The 14,710-nt window shown below is 71.4% G+C and carries 17 protein-coding genes; 10 read left to right on the forward strand and 7 right to left on the reverse strand.

The annotated features are described in order from the left end of the window. Positions 1-48: 48 nt before the first annotated feature. Positions 49-1,653 (forward strand): Na+/H+ antiporter, encoded by a 1,605-nt coding sequence (locus AB0J76_RS18735; RefSeq protein ID WP_352324102.1) that lies wholly within the window; start codon positions 49-51, stop codon positions 1,651-1,653. A gap of 32 nt (positions 1,654-1,685) precedes the next feature. On the opposite strand, the gene AB0J76_RS18740 is transcribed toward AB0J76_RS18735, so the two are convergent. Further along, the gene (locus tag AB0J76_RS18740; protein WP_352324103.1) at positions 1,686-1,943 is read right to left on the reverse strand and encodes a UBP-type zinc finger domain-containing protein; all 258 of its coding nucleotides are present in this window, start codon (positions 1,941-1,943) and stop codon (positions 1,686-1,688) included. A gap of 173 nt (positions 1,944-2,116) precedes the next feature. Here AB0J76_RS18740 and AB0J76_RS18745 point away from each other — a divergent pair, with 173 nt between their 5' ends. From AB0J76_RS18745 to AB0J76_RS18770, 6 genes are all read left to right on the forward strand, one after another. Continuing rightward, positions 2,117-3,301, forward strand: coding sequence for an aminotransferase class I/II-fold pyridoxal phosphate-dependent enzyme (locus tag AB0J76_RS18745; protein ID WP_352324104.1), 1,185 nt, complete (start codon positions 2,117-2,119; stop codon positions 3,299-3,301). A gap of 45 nt (positions 3,302-3,346) precedes the next feature. Next, complete coding sequence (locus AB0J76_RS18750; protein WP_352324105.1) at positions 3,347-3,733, forward strand: hypothetical protein; 387 nt, start codon at positions 3,347-3,349, stop codon at positions 3,731-3,733. 47 nt (positions 3,734-3,780) lie between these two features. Continuing rightward, complete coding sequence (locus AB0J76_RS18755; protein ID WP_352324106.1) at positions 3,781-4,107, forward strand: DUF202 domain-containing protein; 327 nt, start codon at positions 3,781-3,783, stop codon at positions 4,105-4,107. Further along, positions 4,108-4,437, forward strand: a complete 330-nt coding sequence (locus tag AB0J76_RS18760; RefSeq protein WP_352324107.1) for a DUF202 domain-containing protein — start codon at positions 4,108-4,110, stop codon at positions 4,435-4,437. It begins immediately after the preceding gene. A gap of 58 nt (positions 4,438-4,495) precedes the next feature. Further along, positions 4,496-4,801 carry a hypothetical protein gene (locus tag AB0J76_RS18765; protein ID WP_352324108.1) on the forward strand — a complete coding sequence of 102 codons (306 nt, stop codon included), beginning with the start codon at positions 4,496-4,498 and terminating at the stop codon, positions 4,799-4,801. 166 nt (positions 4,802-4,967) lie between these two features. Next, positions 4,968-5,408, forward strand: coding sequence for a hypothetical protein (locus AB0J76_RS18770; protein WP_352324109.1), 441 nt, complete (start codon positions 4,968-4,970; stop codon positions 5,406-5,408). Positions 5,409-5,451: 43 nt separating this feature from the next. Here AB0J76_RS18770 and AB0J76_RS18775 read toward each other — a convergent pair whose 3' ends face one another. Together AB0J76_RS18775 and AB0J76_RS18780 are read right to left on the reverse strand one after the other, a co-directional pair. Beyond that, the gene (locus AB0J76_RS18775) at positions 5,452-7,284 is read right to left on the reverse strand and encodes an ABC transporter ATP-binding protein (protein WP_352324110.1); all 1,833 of its coding nucleotides are present in this window, start codon (positions 7,282-7,284) and stop codon (positions 5,452-5,454) included. Continuing rightward, entirely contained in the window at positions 7,281-9,062 is a 1,782-nt protein-coding gene (locus AB0J76_RS18780) for an ABC transporter ATP-binding protein (protein WP_352324111.1), read from the reverse strand. The genes AB0J76_RS18775 and AB0J76_RS18780 overlap by 4 nt, the downstream gene beginning before the upstream one ends. Before the next feature lie 221 nt (positions 9,063-9,283). Between AB0J76_RS18780 and AB0J76_RS18785 the strand changes: the two genes are divergently transcribed. Then, positions 9,284-9,763 carry a nucleoside deaminase gene (locus AB0J76_RS18785; protein ID WP_352324112.1) on the forward strand — a complete coding sequence of 160 codons (480 nt, stop codon included), beginning with the start codon at positions 9,284-9,286 and terminating at the stop codon, positions 9,761-9,763. Positions 9,764-9,824: 61 nt separating this feature from the next. Here AB0J76_RS18785 and AB0J76_RS18790 read toward each other — a convergent pair whose 3' ends face one another. Further along, entirely contained in the window at positions 9,825-10,943 is a 1,119-nt protein-coding gene (locus AB0J76_RS18790; RefSeq protein ID WP_352324113.1) for a ferritin-like domain-containing protein, read from the reverse strand. An 89-nt stretch (positions 10,944-11,032) separates the two neighbouring features. Here AB0J76_RS18790 and AB0J76_RS18795 point away from each other — a divergent pair, with 89 nt between their 5' ends. Beyond that, complete coding sequence (locus AB0J76_RS18795) at positions 11,033-11,665, forward strand: TetR/AcrR family transcriptional regulator C-terminal domain-containing protein (RefSeq protein WP_352324114.1); 633 nt, start codon at positions 11,033-11,035, stop codon at positions 11,663-11,665. A 42-nt stretch (positions 11,666-11,707) separates the two neighbouring features. Here AB0J76_RS18795 and AB0J76_RS18800 read toward each other — a convergent pair whose 3' ends face one another. Both AB0J76_RS18800 and AB0J76_RS18805 read right to left on the reverse strand, forming a co-directional pair. After that, the gene (locus AB0J76_RS18800) at positions 11,708-12,163 is read right to left on the reverse strand and encodes a transglycosylase SLT domain-containing protein (protein ID WP_352324905.1); all 456 of its coding nucleotides are present in this window, start codon (positions 12,161-12,163) and stop codon (positions 11,708-11,710) included. A 333-nt stretch (positions 12,164-12,496) separates the two neighbouring features. Beyond that, positions 12,497-12,892, reverse strand: coding sequence for a transglycosylase SLT domain-containing protein (locus AB0J76_RS18805; RefSeq protein ID WP_352324904.1), 396 nt, complete (start codon positions 12,890-12,892; stop codon positions 12,497-12,499). A 187-nt stretch (positions 12,893-13,079) separates the two neighbouring features. Here AB0J76_RS18805 and AB0J76_RS18810 point away from each other — a divergent pair, with 187 nt between their 5' ends. Then, positions 13,080-13,565: a glutathione peroxidase gene (locus tag AB0J76_RS18810; RefSeq protein ID WP_352324902.1), complete on the forward strand. Its 486-nt coding sequence runs from the start codon at positions 13,080-13,082 to the stop codon at positions 13,563-13,565. Here AB0J76_RS18810 and AB0J76_RS18815 read toward each other — a convergent pair. After that, entirely contained in the window at positions 13,562-14,710 is a 1,149-nt protein-coding gene (locus tag AB0J76_RS18815) for an acyltransferase (protein WP_352324901.1), read from the reverse strand. The genes AB0J76_RS18810 and AB0J76_RS18815 overlap by 4 nt on opposite strands.

Genomic DNA, 14,710 nt, shown 5'->3' on the forward strand with positions numbered 1-14,710 from the left:
CGCCGGGTACGCTCTCGGCATCCACCCGGGCGAGCTGGAGGAACGTCGTTGAACCCGACCATGGGCCTGCAACTGCTGCTGATGGCCGGTGGCGCGGTCGCGGTCGCGGCGGTGGCCCGGCGGCGGGGCTGGCCGGCCCCGCTGTTGCTGGTCGCGGCCGGCCTGCTGGTCTCGCCGCTCGTGCCGGCCGTGCCGTTGCAGCCGGAGCTGGTGCTGTTCGTGTTCCTGCCGCCGCTGCTCTACTCGGCCGCGCTCGACAGCTCCTACCTGCGGCTGCGTGACGTCAAGCGGGCCGTGGCGCTGCTGTCCATCGGTCTGGTGCTGTTCACCACGGCTGTGGTGGGGCTGGTCGTCCACCTGCTGCTGCCGCAGCTCCCGCTGGCCGCCGCCTTCGCGCTCGGCGCGATCATCGCGCCGCCCGACGCCGTCGCGGCCGTCGCCGTGGGCCGGCGGCTCGGGCTGCCGCGCAGGTCGCTGACGATCCTCATCGGCGAGAGCCTGTTCAACGACGCCACGGCGCTGACGGCCTACCGGGTGGCCATCGGGGCGGCCGTGGGCGGCAGCATCGACCTGCTCCAGGGGGTGGCGCAGTTCCTGTTCGCGGCGCTCGGCGGCGTGGCGATCGGGCTGGCGCTGGCGTTCGTGTTCGCCTGGGTGTTCCAGCACACCCGCGACTCGCTGGTCGAGAACACGCTGATGTTGCTGATCCCGTTTGCGGCCTATCTCGCGGCCGAGTCCGTGCACGTCTCCGGGCTCGGGCCCGAGCCGGTGCACGCCTCGGGCGTGATCTCCGTCGTGGTCGTCGGCCTCTACCTGGGCAACCGCATGCACCAGCGGGGGTTCGGCACCCGGCTGGTGTCCGACGCGGTGTGGAAGGTCACCGACTTCTTCCTGGAGTCGATCGTCTTCGCGCTCATCGGGCTGCAGCTCGTGACCGTGGTCAAGGGCATCACCGGCTACGGCCCCTGGCAGGTCGCCGGCTACGCGCTGGCGGTGCTCGCGGTCACGATCGTGTCCAGGTTCGTGTGGGTGTTCGCCTTCACCCCGCTGGTCAAGCTCGTCCGGCGGGGCCCGGCGCCCAGCCCGCAGCAGACGGTGATCCTGGGTTGGGCCGGCATGCGGGGCGTGGTCTCGCTCGCGGCGGCGTTCTCCATCCCGCCCGAGATCCCGGCCCGCGACCGGGCCATGCTGCTGTTCCTGACGTTCACCACGGTGATCGGCACCCTGCTGATCCAGGGCATGACGTTCCCCGCGCTGATCAGGAAGCTGCGCGTGTCGAGCGAGCAGGAGCGCTACGAGGACACGCTGGCCGAGGCGGCCGCCCAGCAGGCCGCGCTGGAGGCGGGCCTGGCCGAGCTCGAACGGCTGGTCGAGCAGGAGGGCGAGCCCGACGAGATCAAGAAGCAGGTCATCGACCAGCTCAGGGAGAAGTCGTGGCGGCGGTCGCTGACCGCGTGGGAACGCCTGGGCGGCGGCACCGCGCAGGGCGGCGCCGAGACCCCCAGCAGCATCTACCGGCGGCTGCGCCGTGACATGCTCACGGCCGAGCGCGAGGTGTTCGTCCGCCTGCGCGACGAGCGCCGCCTCGACGACGAGGTGCTGCGCGAGGTGATGGCCCAGCTCGACTTCGAGGAGGCCATCCTCGAACGCTGACCCCGCCGGTCCCCGCGAGGGCGCCGGCCGGGTCAGCCCATCTGGTTGTCCACGAAGCACCAGCGCCAGCCCTCGCCCGGTTCGAACGACTGGATCACCGGGTGCGCGGTCGCGTGGAAGTGCTTGGTCGCGTGCTTGTTGGGCGAGGAGTCGCAGCAGCCGATGTGGCCGCACTCCAGGCAGCGCCGCAGATGCACCCATCGGCTGCCGCTGGCCAGGCACTCCTCGCAGCCCTCTGGGGTCTTCGCCGCCGGGTCGTCGGCCTGGGAAAGATGCTCGCACATTGCCATGGATCAGATCCTAGGACCCGGCCGCCGACGCCTTCCGCCCAGACCTCCTGTCCGGGCCCTGGCCTGCGAGAACGCCGTGCGTTCCGGGCCTTCGGCGAACGAGGTCCGCGCGGTTCACGGGGCGGTCGACCAGACTCTTCCCAGGGGGTCCGCGCTCAGGGGAGTGAGAAGGCATGGCCGATGTGTTCGCGAAGTGTCGTCTGCCCGGGTACCAGCCGGTCAAGGAGCTGGGCGTCTATCCGTACTACCACGCGATCCAGGAGCGGCCGGGCGACGGGGAGGTGGTGGTCGGCGGGCGGGTGCTGGTGCAGGCCGGGTCCAACGACTACCTCGGGCTCTCGGGGGACCCGCGCGTCAAGGAGGCCGCCGTCGCGGCGATCCGCCGGCTCGGGGCGGGCAGCGGCGGTTCGCGGCTGACGAACGGCTCTCTCGCGCTGCACGAGGAGCTGGAGGCGCGGCTCGCGGAGTTCCTCGGGCGTCCGGCGGCCATGGTGACCAGCGCCGGCTACCTGGCCAACCTCGCGCTGGGCGCGCTGCTGGGGCCCGGCGACGTGGTGCTCGGCGACCGGCTGGTGCACGCGTGCCTCATCGACGCCGTACGCCTGGGCGGAGCCCGGTTACGCCGCTACCGGCACAACGACATGGACCACCTGGAACGGCTGCTGGCCGCGGCCGACCCGGACGCCGGCCGGATGATCGTGACCGAGGGCATGTTCTCCACCTCGGGCGACGTATGCGACCTGCCGGGCATCGCCAAGCTCGCCCGCGCGTACGGAGCCCGCGTCGTGATGGACAGCGCCCACGACGCCGGCCTGCTCGGGGACGCCGGTCGCGGCGCCGCCGAGGCGCACGGCCTGGAGGAGGCCGTGGACGTGCAGACCGTCACCTTCTCCAAGTCGTTCGGCACGATCGGCGGCGCGGTCGCCGGGCCCGAGGAGATCATCCTCTACCTGCGCCACCACGCGCGGTCCATGGTGTTCACCGCCGCGCTGTCCCCGGCCTGCGCCGCCGCCGCGCTGGCCGCCCTGGAGATCGTCGTCGCCGAGCCCGAGCGGCGGGCCCGGTTGCGGGCGGCGGCCGGGCGGCTGAGCGGCGAGCTGGCCGGGCTGGGGTACGCCGTCGTGCCGTCGGACCGTCCGGTCATCGCCGTGCCGGTGGGGGAGGACCTGCTGTGTTTCCGGTTGTGGCGGGAGCTGTTCGACGAAGGGGTGTTCACCACAGCCATGATCTCGCCGGGGGTGCCGCCGGAGCAGGCGCTCATCCGGGTCAGCCTCACCGCCACCCACACCGACGCCCAGCTCGACCGGATCGCGGCCGCCTTCGCCGCCGCCGGCCGTCGAACGGGGCTTGTTCACTGATCGCGCGCGCCGCCGCGGGCGCGGGGCGCTGGGTAAGGTCGAGGTATGCGACTCATCAAGAGCCGGTTCGTGCCCCTGGCGCTGTTCGCCGTATGCGTCCTGGCCGCCGGGTGCGGCGAGGTCAACGACACGATCGACAAGGCCCAGGCGTGCCTGGAGGCGCCGAAGATCGTCACCGACCTGGCCGCCAAGGTCAAGGACCTCACCGACGACCCCAAGGCCATGGAGAAGGCGCTCGACGACGCCGCGGGCAAGCTCAACGACGTGGCCGACAAGGCCGCCAACACCACGCTCAAGCAGGCCAGCGAAGACCTTGCCAAGACTTTGGGCGGGATCGACGTCCAGAACGTCAACGACGCCGTCGACGCGGCCCAGAAGGTGGGCAGCGAGGCGGTCGACTACGCCCAGCAGGTCGCCAAGGCGTGCAGCTGAAATCCCGGCTTCTCTAGGGGAAAAGGGGACGAATTACCATATAAGGCATGGAGCCCGACCCGCGTTTCACCTTGGCCAACGAGCGCACCTTCCTCACGTGGCTGAGCACGGCGCTGGCGCTCAGCGCGGGCGGGGTGGCCATGGCGGCGGTGCCCTCCGAGGTGTTCGTCCCGTGGGTGCGCACGGTGCTGGCGGTCATGCTGGTGTCGTTGTCCGCGCTGGCCGCGGGCATGGCCTATCCGCGCTGGCGCAACATCCAGCGCGCCCTGCGCAACCAGGCGCCGCTCCCGCCGCCCGCCCTCGCGGCGGTCTTCGGGTACGGCGTGGCCACCGTGGCGATCGTCGCCCTCGTGCTCATCATCCTGTCGGTGTAGATGTCACAGGAGATCTGGGACGAGGGCCTGCAGAGCGAGCGCACCCGGCTCGCCTGGGTCCGCACCGCCGTGGCGCTGGCCACGGGCGGGCTCGGCGCCGCCGGGCTCGCGGTGCGCCACGGCCTGCCCGCTGTGGCCGTCGCGGGGTTCGCGCTGGCCGCGCTGTGCGGCGCGGTCCTGCTGATCAGGACGGGGGTGCGCTTCCGCCGGGTCCAGGAGGCCCTGCACGGCGGACGGCCCATCGACGCGGGCCTCGACGCGCTGTTCGCCTGGCTCGGCACCCTCAGCGTCGTGCTCGGCGCGGCCACCTTCGTGCTCACGGTCCGGTGACCCCGGCTTGCGATGTTCCGCAGGTGAGGCGGACACTCGTAGAGAGGGGGTGACCTCAGTGGAGGAAGAACGCAGGACCCTGCCCTTCGAGTGCCGCGGCTGCTGGCACGTCTGGGAAGAGGACTACCTCGTCCGGCACGTCGACGACGAGCACGGGAACGCCGCCGAGATCTGGCTCAGGGACGGGCTCGTGGTGCCGCCGCCGTCGTACGGGGTGATCTGCCCGCAGTGCGGCTGTCAGCAGACCACCACGTTCCCGGCCGGGTATCTCGCCCGTCATCCGGAGCTGTTCCGGTCGGACGAGCCCGTCGTGCCCGACGCCACGCCGCTGCTCAGCCCGGTTCCGCCGCGGCGTCCGTACTGACGGGAGACGCGACGGCGGGCGGGCAAGTGCCGAAAAACGGCGCTAAACCATGACACTTGGTAAGCGTTTCGTAGCTTGAAGTGTCATAAGGTGCGCCTTGCGCAGGCGCGGGGTCAGGCGGAGACTCAGGTCTAGACCACTGAATCCCCAGCCGGGGGTGATCCTCGTGCGCGACGGGTTCGAGACCCGCGAGACCTGGCCCTTCGAGTGCCTGCGCTGTCTGCGTGTCTGGGAGGAGGAATTCGTCGTCCGGCATTTCGCCGACGACCACGGCAATCAGGTCGAGATCTGGCTCAGCTCCGGCGTTGCCGTGCAACCTCCCTCATCGGGCACGTGCTGCCCGGGATGCGGCGCCTACCACGTGACGTCGTTCCCCAGCGGTTACCTGGCCAGGCACCCTGAGCTGCGGCCGGCACCGGAGGTGCGGCCCGAACTCGTGCCCGAGCTCGGCGCCGCGTCGGGTCCGGCGCTGGAGGAGCCGAAGGCGCCCCTGGCGGGGACGCCTCTGGCCGGTCGGCTGCTCGTCGCGATCGGGGTGCCCGTCGCCCTGTTCGTCGGGTACGAGCTGTACCGCGGCCTCGTGGCCGTCGCGCCCGTCCACCACTGACGCGCCCGCGCGCCGCCGGCCCGGTGGGCCGGCGGCGTCACGGTCACTGGCTCAGGCTCTCCAGCCAGGCCCGGTGCAGCCCGGCGAAGCGGCCCGAGGCGGCGATGAGCCGGTCGGGCGGCCCGTCCTCGACGACCTGGCCGGCCTCCATGACCAGCACCCGGTCGGCGATCTCCACGGTCGAGAGCCGGTGGGCGATGATCAGCGCGGTGCGGTCGGCGAGGATCGTGCGCAGCGCCCGCTGCACCAGCCGCTCGCTCGGCACGTCGAGGCTGGAGGTGGCCTCGTCGAGGATGAGCACCGCGGGGTCGGCGAGGAACGCCCTGGCGAACGCGATGAGCTGCCGCTGGCCCGCCGACATGCGCCCGCCGCGCTTGCCGACCTCGGTGTCGTAGCCGTCGGGCAGCCCGGCGACGAACTCGTGCGCGCCGATCGCCTTGGCCGCCTCGCGGACCTGCCGGTCGGTGGCGTCCGGCCGGCCGAACCTGATGTTGTCCGCGACCGTGCCGCTGAACAGGAAGTTCTCCTGCGTCACCATGACGACGGCCTGGCGCAGCGTCGTCTCGTCCAGGTCGCGCAGATCGACCCCGTCGAGCAGCACGCGGCCCGCAGTCGGGTCGTAGAAGCGGGAGATCAGCTTGGCCAGCGTCGTCTTGCCCGCGCCGGTCGCGCCGACCAGCGCCACGCTCTGCCCGCCGGGGATCGTCAGGTCGAGGCCGGGCAGGATCGGCATCTCCTCGACGTAGGCGAAGCGCACGTCCTCGAAGCGGACCATGCCGCGGGCCTGCTGGGGCAGCGGCTCGGGCCGGCGCGGCTCCGGCACGCCCGGCTCCTCCTCCAGCACGCCCGACAGCTTCTCCAGGGCCGCGCCCGCCGACTGCAGCGTGTTGTAGAACTGGCTGAGCTCCTGCATCGGCTCGTAGAACTGCCGCAGGTACAGCAGGAACGCGGCCAGCACGCCGACCGTGACCTCGCCCTGGATCGCCAGGTAGCCGCCGTAGAGCAGCACCCCGCCCACGGTCAGGTTGCCGATCAGCTTGATGCCGAACATGAACTCCGCGCCCAGGACCATGCTGCGCGCGTTGGCGTCCCGGTAGTCGTCGTTGAGCTGGGCGAAGATCTCCTGGTTGCGCGGCTCCCTGCGGAACGCCTGCACCGCGCGGATGCCGGTCATCGACTCCACGAAGTGCACGATCACCAGGGCGACCGTCTCCCGCGTCCGCCGGTAGACGATCACCGACTGCCGCCGGAACCACCGCGTGAACAGCAGCAGCAGCGGCAGCGGGACCAGCGCCACCAGGCCGAGGTGCACGTCGAGGATGAGCAGCAGGCCGGCGGTGCCGAACATCGTCAGCACCGCCTTGACCAGCCCGTCGAAGCCCGACTGGAGCAGCTCGGAGATGGCCTCGATGTCGGAGGTCAGCCGGGAGATGACCCGGCCCGAGGTGTACTTCTCGTGGAAGCTCAGCGACAGCCGCTGGAAGTGGTCGAACACCCGCCTGCGCAGCTCCAGCAGCACGCTCTGGCCGATCTTCCCCGACAGGCGCAGGAACGCCTGCCGGGTGAGCGCCTGCGTGACGGCCGCGGCCAGGATCACGCCGACCACGACCAGCAGGATCTCCGGCCCCGACCCGCGGGTCATCGGCGGGATGCCGTCGTCGATCCCCACCTTGACCAGGTACGGGATCGCCAGCGCGGCGGCGTTCGAGACGACGATGATCGCGGTGAGCAGCGCGATGGCCTTGCGGTACGGACGCAGCAGGTCGCCGAGCAGCCTGCGGGAGCGCTCCCGCAGCAGCACCGACACCTTCTCCGGCAGTTCGTCCTGCTCCTCGGAGGCCACGCCGCGCCAGGAGGAGACGGGGGCGGTGGTCATCGCAGCGCTCCTTCCGAGGGGTCGAAGTCGGCGTCCTGGGCCAGCAGCTCGCGGTACTCGGGCACGTCGGCCAGCAGCTCGTGGTGGCGGCCGACGTGGGTGATGGTGCCGTCGCGCAGCAGCGCCACCTTGTCGGCCAGCAGCACGGTCGAGGCGCGGTGGGCGACCACGATGCCGGTCGCCTCGCGCAGGACGTGCCGCAGCGCCTCCTCCACCAGCGCCTCGGTCTCCACGTCGAGCGCGGACAGGGTGTCGTCGAGGACGAGCACCCGCGGCCTGCTCAGCACCGCCCGCGCCAGGGCGAGCCGCTGCCGCTGCCCGCCGGACAGCGACAGGCCCTGCTCGCCGATGCGGGTGTCCAGGCCCCAGGGCAGGTCGTACACGAAGCCGGCCTGGGCGGTGGCGATCGCGGCGGCCAGCTCCTCCTCGGTGGCGTCGAGCCGGCCGAGCATGAGGTTCTCGCGCACGCTCATGGAGAACAGCGTCGGCTCCTCGAACGCGGTGGCCACCAGCGAGCGCAGCGTGGTCAGGTCGAGGTCGCGCACGTCCTCGCCGTCGATGGTGACGCGGCCCGTGGTGGCGTCGAGCAGCCGGGGCACCAGCGCGGTCAGCGTGGTCTTGCCCGCGCCGGTCGCGCCGACGATCGCGACCGTCTCGCCGGGGCGCACGTCCAGCCAGACGTCGCGCAGCACCGGCTGGTCGGCGCCGGGGAAGGCGAACCCGACGCCCTCGAACCGCAGGTGGCCCCGGGGCAGCTCGATCGTGCGGGTGCCGCTCTCGATCGCCGGGACGGTGTCCATGACCTCCATGACCCGGTCGGCGGAGGTCATCGCCTCCTGGGCCATGGCCAGGATGTAGCCGAGGCTGGCGATCGGCCAGACGAGCTGGAGCATCAGGGTCGTGAAGGCGACCAGCGTGCCGAGCGTCATCGAGCCGGAGCCCACCGCGAGGGCGCCGAGCAGCAGCACCAGGGCGAGGGTGACGTTGGGGATGACTTCGAGGAAGGCGAAGAACCGGGCCGACAGGGTGGCCTTGTCGACCGAGCTGCCGTACACCTTGCGGGCCGCCTCGTCGTAGCGGTCGTAGACGTGGTGGCGGCGGCCGAACGCCTTGATCGTCCGGATGCCGATGGCCGACTCCTCGACGAGCGTGGCGAGGTCGCCCTGCTCGTCCTGGACCTGGCGGGAGATCTTGATGTACCGCTTCTCGAACCGCAGGGACGTCCACACGATCGGCACGGCCGAGGCCAGCACCAGCAGCCCGAGCGGCCAGTACTTGTTCAGCAGGAGCACGGTCACCGTGATGAGCTGCAGGACGTTCATCACCAGGAAGAGCATGCCGAAGCCGAGGAAGCGGCGGATCGTGGACAGGTCCGTCGTGGCCCGCGACAACAACTGGCCCGACTGCCAGTCGCCGTGGAAGCCCATCGGCAGGCGCTGCAGGTGCTCGTAGAGGTCGTCGCGGATCGCGGTCTCCAGCCCGAGGACGGGTTTGACCTGGGTCCAGCGCCGCAGGAAGATCAGCCCGGCCTCCACGACGCCCACGCCCAGGGCGATGAGACCGAGCGGGAGCAGCCCGTCGGAGTCGCCCCGCGTCACGGGACCGTCGATGACCTTCTCACTGATCAGGGGGAGCGCGATGCTCGCGGCGATGCTGAGGATCGCGGCCAGCCAGATGAGCACCAGTCTGGCGGCGTACGGGCGGAGGTAGGACTTCATCCGCCACAGGGAGTTGGAGGACAGCAGGGGACGGCGAGGTGTGTCAGTATCGGGAGGCATCCCATCCAGATTAATACGTGGGATCAACCCATTTTTTGCGGTATATGTGGGGGTTTCTGCAGGTTACGGGCAGAAACCAGACCCTCACGGCACGTCCGGCGACCCCGCGCTCGCCGTCGTCCGGACGGCCGGGCACACGTCCACCTGCGGCGCGGGCGCGGCCCGGGCTAAGGCGGAGCTGTCCTTTCCGCTCAGCTTTCTCACCGGACAGGAAGTCGCGAATGATCCACGAGAGTGAACTGCCGTACCTGCGGCGCTGTGTCGAGCTGGCCACCGAGGCGCTGGAGTCGGGCGACGAGCCCTTCGGGTCGGTGCTGGTCGCCGCGGACGGCGCGGTGCTGGCCGAGGACCACAACCGGGTGGCCGGGGGCGACCGCACCCGGCATCCGGAGTTCGAGCTGGCCCGGTGGGCGGCGGCCAACCTGACCCCGAGCGAGCGGGCGGCGGCCACCGTCTACACCTCCGGCGAGCACTGCCCGATGTGCGCGGCGGCCCACGCCTGGGTGGGCCTCGGGCGCATCGTGTACGTGGCGTCGTCGGCGCAGCTCGCCGGCTGGCTGACGGAGCTGGGCGTGCCGGCGCCGCCGGTGAGCACGCTGCCGGTCAACGCCGTCGCGCCGGGCGTCGAGGTGGACGGGCCCGTCCCGGAGCTGGCCGGGCAGGTGCACGACCTGCACCGGCGCTTCCACCGCGGACGCTGAGGACGCTGAGGACGCTGAGGACGCTGAGGACGCCGCCCGGCGCAGCGGGCGGACGAGCCGGTCAGGGGGCGGACGAGCCGAGGGCGATCGTGTCGGCGACCTCGGCGTGCCGCTCGGCCTCCTCGGCGGCGAACCGGTCCTGATCCAGCTTGTCGGCGATGTCCTCGTCCTGCTTCATGAGGGCGTCGAGCGACTGGCCGGCCATCTCCAGCACGCCCATGTCGGCGTACGCCTGCTGCAGCCGCGGGCTCCACAGCCCGATGTCCTTGACGCACGGCACGATCCTGCTGAACAGCAGCGAGCGGAACAGCCGCAGGTACTCCGACTGGTCAGTGGCCCGCATGACCTCGTCGGTCTCGGCCCTGGACAGGCCCAGGTGCTCCCAGGACTCCGCGCCGCGCAGCCGGTCGCGCATCAGGTAGCAGCCCTCGATGACGAAGTCCTCGCGCTCGCGCAGCTCCGACTCCGACAGGTTCTGGTAGTAGTCGCGCAGCGCCATCCGGCCGAAGGCGACGTGCCGGGCCTCGTCCTGCATCACGTACGCGAGGATCTGCTTGGGCAGCGGCTTGGTGGTGATGTCGCGCATGACGCCGAACGCGGCCAGGGCCAGGCCCTCGATGAGCACCTGCATGCCGAGGTAGGGCATGTCCCAGCGGGAGTCGCTGAGCGTGCTCTCCAGCAGCGCCTTGAGGTGCTCGTTGATCGGGTACGCCAGGCCCACCTTCTCCTGCAGGAAGCGGGCGTAGGTCTCGGCGTGGCGGGCCTCGTCCATGGTCTGGGTGGCGGCGTAGAACTTGGAGTCCAGGTCGGGCACCGACTCCACGATCCGGGCCGAGCAGATCATCGCGCCCTGCTCGCCGTGCAGGAACTGGGAGAACTGCCAGGCCGCGCCGTGCAGCCGCACGTCCTGGCGCTGCTGGGGGCCGAGCCGGCGCCACAGCGGGGTGTCGTAGATGGCGATCGTGGTGTCGGGGATCCCGAGCACGTTGTACGGGTCGACCTCCAGGTCCCAGTCGATGCGCTTGACCGAGTCCCACTGCTTGTCCTTGCCCTTCTGGTACAAGGCCAGCATGCGGTCGCGGCCCTCGTCGTACTCCCAGGTGAACCGGCTGGCGCCGGCCATGCCGACGTCCCAGGTGGAGAGCTCGGCGGGGAGGGTGTAGAGATCGTGCGTCGACATGGGGGACCTCCGCGAGGGGGATTACGTACGGTGTACGTCCACGGCTCGACCCTTGCACGTACGGTGTACGTACGTCAATAGAATGAGCTATGACCACCGAGCCCCTGTCCAGGCCCCGCATCGTGGCCGCGGCCATCGACCTCATCGAGCGCGAGGGCGCCGACGCGGTCTCCATGCGCCGCATCGCGGCCGAGCTCGGCGTCGGCGTGATGTCCCTCTACAACCACGTGCCGAACAAGGACGCCCTGCTCAACGGCGTGGCCGAGAGCGTGCTGAGCGGCATCGAGTTCACCGACGACCCCGACGCCCACTGGACCGACCGGGTCCGGGCGCAGGCGCGGGCCTTCCGGCAGATCGCCCATCACCATCCGCGCTCGACCATGGTGGTGGTCAGCCGCCAGCTCCACTCCCATGCCGGGCTGCTGCCGGTCGAGCGGGCGCTGGCCACGCTGCGCGGCGCGGGCTTCGACGGGCCCGACGCCGTCCGGATGTTGCGCATGTTCATCGCCTTCATCGTGGGCTCGCTGCTGCGCGAGGTCGGCGTGACGCCCACGTTCGCGCCCGTCCACAGCCGCACGGTCGAGGCCGCCGTCGTCGATCCGGCGTTGTTCCCCGAGGTGAGCGCGCTGGCGCCGTTGCTGACCGAGTGCGACCACGAGGCGGAGTTCGAGTTCGGGGTCGAGCTGCTCATCCAGGCCATCGCGGTGCACGCGGGTCAGTAGGAGGGCACCCGGGCCGGCCCGGGTGCCCTCCGGCACGCGAGATCAGTACCAGTTGTGCGACTGCCAGTGCCCCCAGGCGCCGCAGGGCCTGCCGTACCTTCCCTTGATGTAGGCCAGGCCCCAGCGGATCTGCGTCTCGGGGTTGGACCGCCAGTCCTTGCCCGCGCCGCTCATCTTGCCCGCGGGCAGCGCCTGCGGGATGCCGTAGGCGCCCGACGACCGGTTGAGCGCGTGGTGGTTCCAATTGCTTTCCCTGGTCCACAGGTTGTCCAGGCAGCGGAACTCCCGGTAGTTCCACGCGCGCTGGACGACCTGTCCCAGGGCGATCTTCTTGTTTCTTCCGGCGGGCCGTACGGCCGCGATCTTCGGTTGCGCTGACGTTGTCCAGGTCCGCATCTTGATCACCGGAGGCCGGGACTCCGCCCAGGCCGGGCCGGTGCTGACGCCGAACGCGCTGATAGTGAGAAGAGTGCCGCTGAGCACGCGTTTGCTGTCCAAGGCGATCCTTGCTTTCGGGTCGCGTGCGGACGGGTGCCCTCTCGGGGCGCCCTGCCGGTCCGGCGTCCGTGGCTCGGACGCGGAGGGTCCGCGCGGCCTCCCGGGATCCTGTACCGCCCGATCGTGCTGGACGGCCCGGAAGGCGCCACGACGTGTCCTCAAGCACGATTCCTATTACGGGCCGTGACCGCGGGCCGCGATCTCGACACGCGAAGGACAGGTGTTTGCGCGCTCAATTCGGATAAAGGGCGATCTCGCTGGGCCAGGATTGCCCGGCCCGTCGCCCATATGGCATGTCCTTGAGTAAAAACGCGGACGTACCTGGGGTTTGGCTCAGTACCAACTGTGGGATTGGAAGTGCGCCCACGCGCGACACGGCGAGCCGTACCGCTGCTTGATGTAACCCAGACCCCACCGGATCTGGGTGCGCGGGTTCGTGCGCCAGTCGGCGCCCGAGGAGGCCATCTTGTGGCCCGGAAGCGCCTGCGGGATGCCGTAGGCGCCCGACCGGTTGCCGGCCCTGTGGTTCCAGCCGCTCTCTCTGGCCCAGAGCCTGACCAGGCAGCCGTAGCTCGCGGCGCCCCAGCCGCGCTGGGCGACCAGGGACTTGGCGATGGCTTTGTTCCTGCCACTGCTCTGGGAGCTCTGCGCCTGTGCGGCCGTGGTGCCGGTCACCGTCGCGAGCGTTGCGGCGAGGACCAGGACACCGGTACGGCGGAGCATGGGCATGCGGATTCCCTTTCGAAGGGGACGGGGACCGCGTCACCCTGCCTGACAAACGCCCACATTTCCTAATTGACCATGAAAAATCAGGCGTAATTCCAAGATCGCGACATATTGATATTCAGGGGTTTCGCGGGAAAAATGAGGAATAGGTCACAATCTGCGGCGGGCGTCGTTCTGTAAGCTTCAGATCATGAGCCTTCGCGACATCCCGCTCCGCACCCTCGCCGACGCCCCCACCACGCTCGGCGACCTCGCCGGCGACAAGGCCGTGCTCCTGGTCAACGTGGCCTCCCGCTGCGGCCTGACCCCGCAGTACGCCGGCCTGGTCAAGCTCCAGCAGGACTTCGGCCCGCGCGGCTTCAGCGTGGTCGGCATGCCCTGCAACCAGTTCGCCGGCCAGGAGCCCGGCACGGCGGAGGAGATCCAGGAGTTCTGCTCGGCGACCTACGGCGTCGACTTCCCGCTGCTGGCCAAGGCCGACGTGAACGGCCCCGGCCGCCACCCGCTCTACGCGGAGCTCACCGAGGCCCCCGACGAGGAGGGCGCGGCGGGCGACGTCCAGTGGAACTTCGAGAAGTTCCTGCTCGACCGCGAGGGCAACGTCGTGGCCCGCTTCCGCCCCCGCACCGCCCCCGACGACCCGGCCGTCGTCGCGGCCATCGAGAAGCTGCTCTAGCGGGGCCGCCGGCGCTCGTAGGCGTGGAAGGCGGCGCAGCACACCAGCAGCGCCACAGCGAACGCCGGCAGCCAGGCCAGCCGGGCCGCCACCCAGCCGAGCTCCTCGGGCGGGGTGTGCAGGCCGGGCAGCGCGGCGCCGCCCGGCGGGCCGGCCAGCAGGCCGAGCTCGGTCACCGCGATCAGCGCGGTCTGGTGCCACAGGAAGATCGTCATCGCGGCCAGGTTCGCCACGGCCACGGGCGCCCAGACGGCGGGGCGACGCAGCAGCCGGCGCAGCGGGCCGAGCAGCAGCAGCGCCGCGCCGCACTGGGCGAGCCCGAAGGCGACGGCCGCGAGCGAGGGCGGGTCCAGGTTGGAGACCGGGGCGCCCGGCACGCCGACCATGGTGGCCGGGTAGCCGCCCCACACCACCAGCGCCAGGGCCGCGGCCGCGCCGCCGGCCAGCAGCGTCCAGCCGGTGGCCCGGCTGCGCAGCCGCCCGCGGGCCCAGGCCGCGCCCAGGCAGTACGGCACCAGCCACCCGGCCGCCAGGTTCACCCACCACAACCACTCCGGCCCGCCGGGCCCGAACCGCACCGCGTCGCAGGCCGCCACCGCCGCGAGCGGCCAGGCCGGGTGCAGCCGCGCGGCCAGCGGCGTGGCCGCCGTCAGCGCGGCGAACACCAGCAGGAACCACATCGGCGCCGACGCCACCCTGACCAGCAGCCACACGTCCTCCAGCGGCACCCCGGAGGCGAGCATCGCGACCGCCGCCACGGCCCACACCGCCGCGACGACCGCCACCGGGCGGAACAACCGCCCCAACCGGCCGCGCAGCCACGGGACGTAGCCGATGCCGGCGGCCCGCGCCGACCGGTGGCCCTTCGCCCCGACCAGGCCGCCCACCAGGAAGAAGATCGCCAGCATCTGGAACGCCCACGACATCGGGGCCAGCTGCGGCAGGTACTTGAGCGGGCTGGTGACGCGCAGGCTGCCGCTGTCGCTGACCACGGCGGTCACCAGCCAGTGCCCGGCCACCACGCCGAGGATGGCCAGGGCCCGCAGGGCGTCCAGGGCCCGGTCGCGCTCCGGCGGCGTGCCGGCCTCGACGCGCGCGGCGAGCCCACGCGGGCCGGAGCGGGTGCGGAGGGAGGAGTCAGACAT

It is taken from the genome of Nonomuraea sp. NPDC049624, assembly GCF_040675255.1.
GTDB lineage: Bacteria > Actinomycetota > Actinomycetes > Streptosporangiales > Streptosporangiaceae > Nonomuraea.

Coding starts and splice junctions, on each gene's coding strand:
- AB0J76_RS18740 (WP_352324103.1), bottom strand. CDS start 1,943: ATGGCAATGTGCGAGCATCTTTCCCAGGCCGACGACCCGGCGGCGAAG.
- AB0J76_RS18745 (WP_352324104.1), top strand. CDS start 2,117: ATGGCCGATGTGTTCGCGAAGTGTCGTCTGCCCGGGTACCAGCCGGTC.
- AB0J76_RS18750 (WP_352324105.1), top strand. CDS start 3,347: ATGCGACTCATCAAGAGCCGGTTCGTGCCCCTGGCGCTGTTCGCCGTA.
- AB0J76_RS18755 (WP_352324106.1), top strand. CDS start 3,781: ATGGAGCCCGACCCGCGTTTCACCTTGGCCAACGAGCGCACCTTCCTC.
- AB0J76_RS18760 (WP_352324107.1), top strand. CDS start 4,108: ATGTCACAGGAGATCTGGGACGAGGGCCTGCAGAGCGAGCGCACCCGG.
- AB0J76_RS18775 (WP_352324110.1), bottom strand. CDS start 7,284: ATGACCACCGCCCCCGTCTCCTCCTGGCGCGGCGTGGCCTCCGAGGAG.
- AB0J76_RS18780 (WP_352324111.1), bottom strand. CDS start 9,062: ATGCCTCCCGATACTGACACACCTCGCCGTCCCCTGCTGTCCTCCAAC.
- AB0J76_RS18785 (WP_352324112.1), top strand. CDS start 9,284: ATGATCCACGAGAGTGAACTGCCGTACCTGCGGCGCTGTGTCGAGCTG.
- AB0J76_RS18790 (WP_352324113.1), bottom strand. CDS start 10,943: ATGTCGACGCACGATCTCTACACCCTCCCCGCCGAGCTCTCCACCTGG.
- AB0J76_RS18795 (WP_352324114.1), top strand. CDS start 11,033: ATGACCACCGAGCCCCTGTCCAGGCCCCGCATCGTGGCCGCGGCCATC.
- AB0J76_RS18805 (WP_352324904.1), bottom strand. CDS start 12,892: ATGCCCATGCTCCGCCGTACCGGTGTCCTGGTCCTCGCCGCAACGCTC.
- AB0J76_RS18810 (WP_352324902.1), top strand. CDS start 13,080: ATGAGCCTTCGCGACATCCCGCTCCGCACCCTCGCCGACGCCCCCACC.
- AB0J76_RS18815 (WP_352324901.1), bottom strand. CDS start 14,710: ATGTCTGACTCCTCCCTCCGCACCCGCTCCGGCCCGCGTGGGCTCGCC.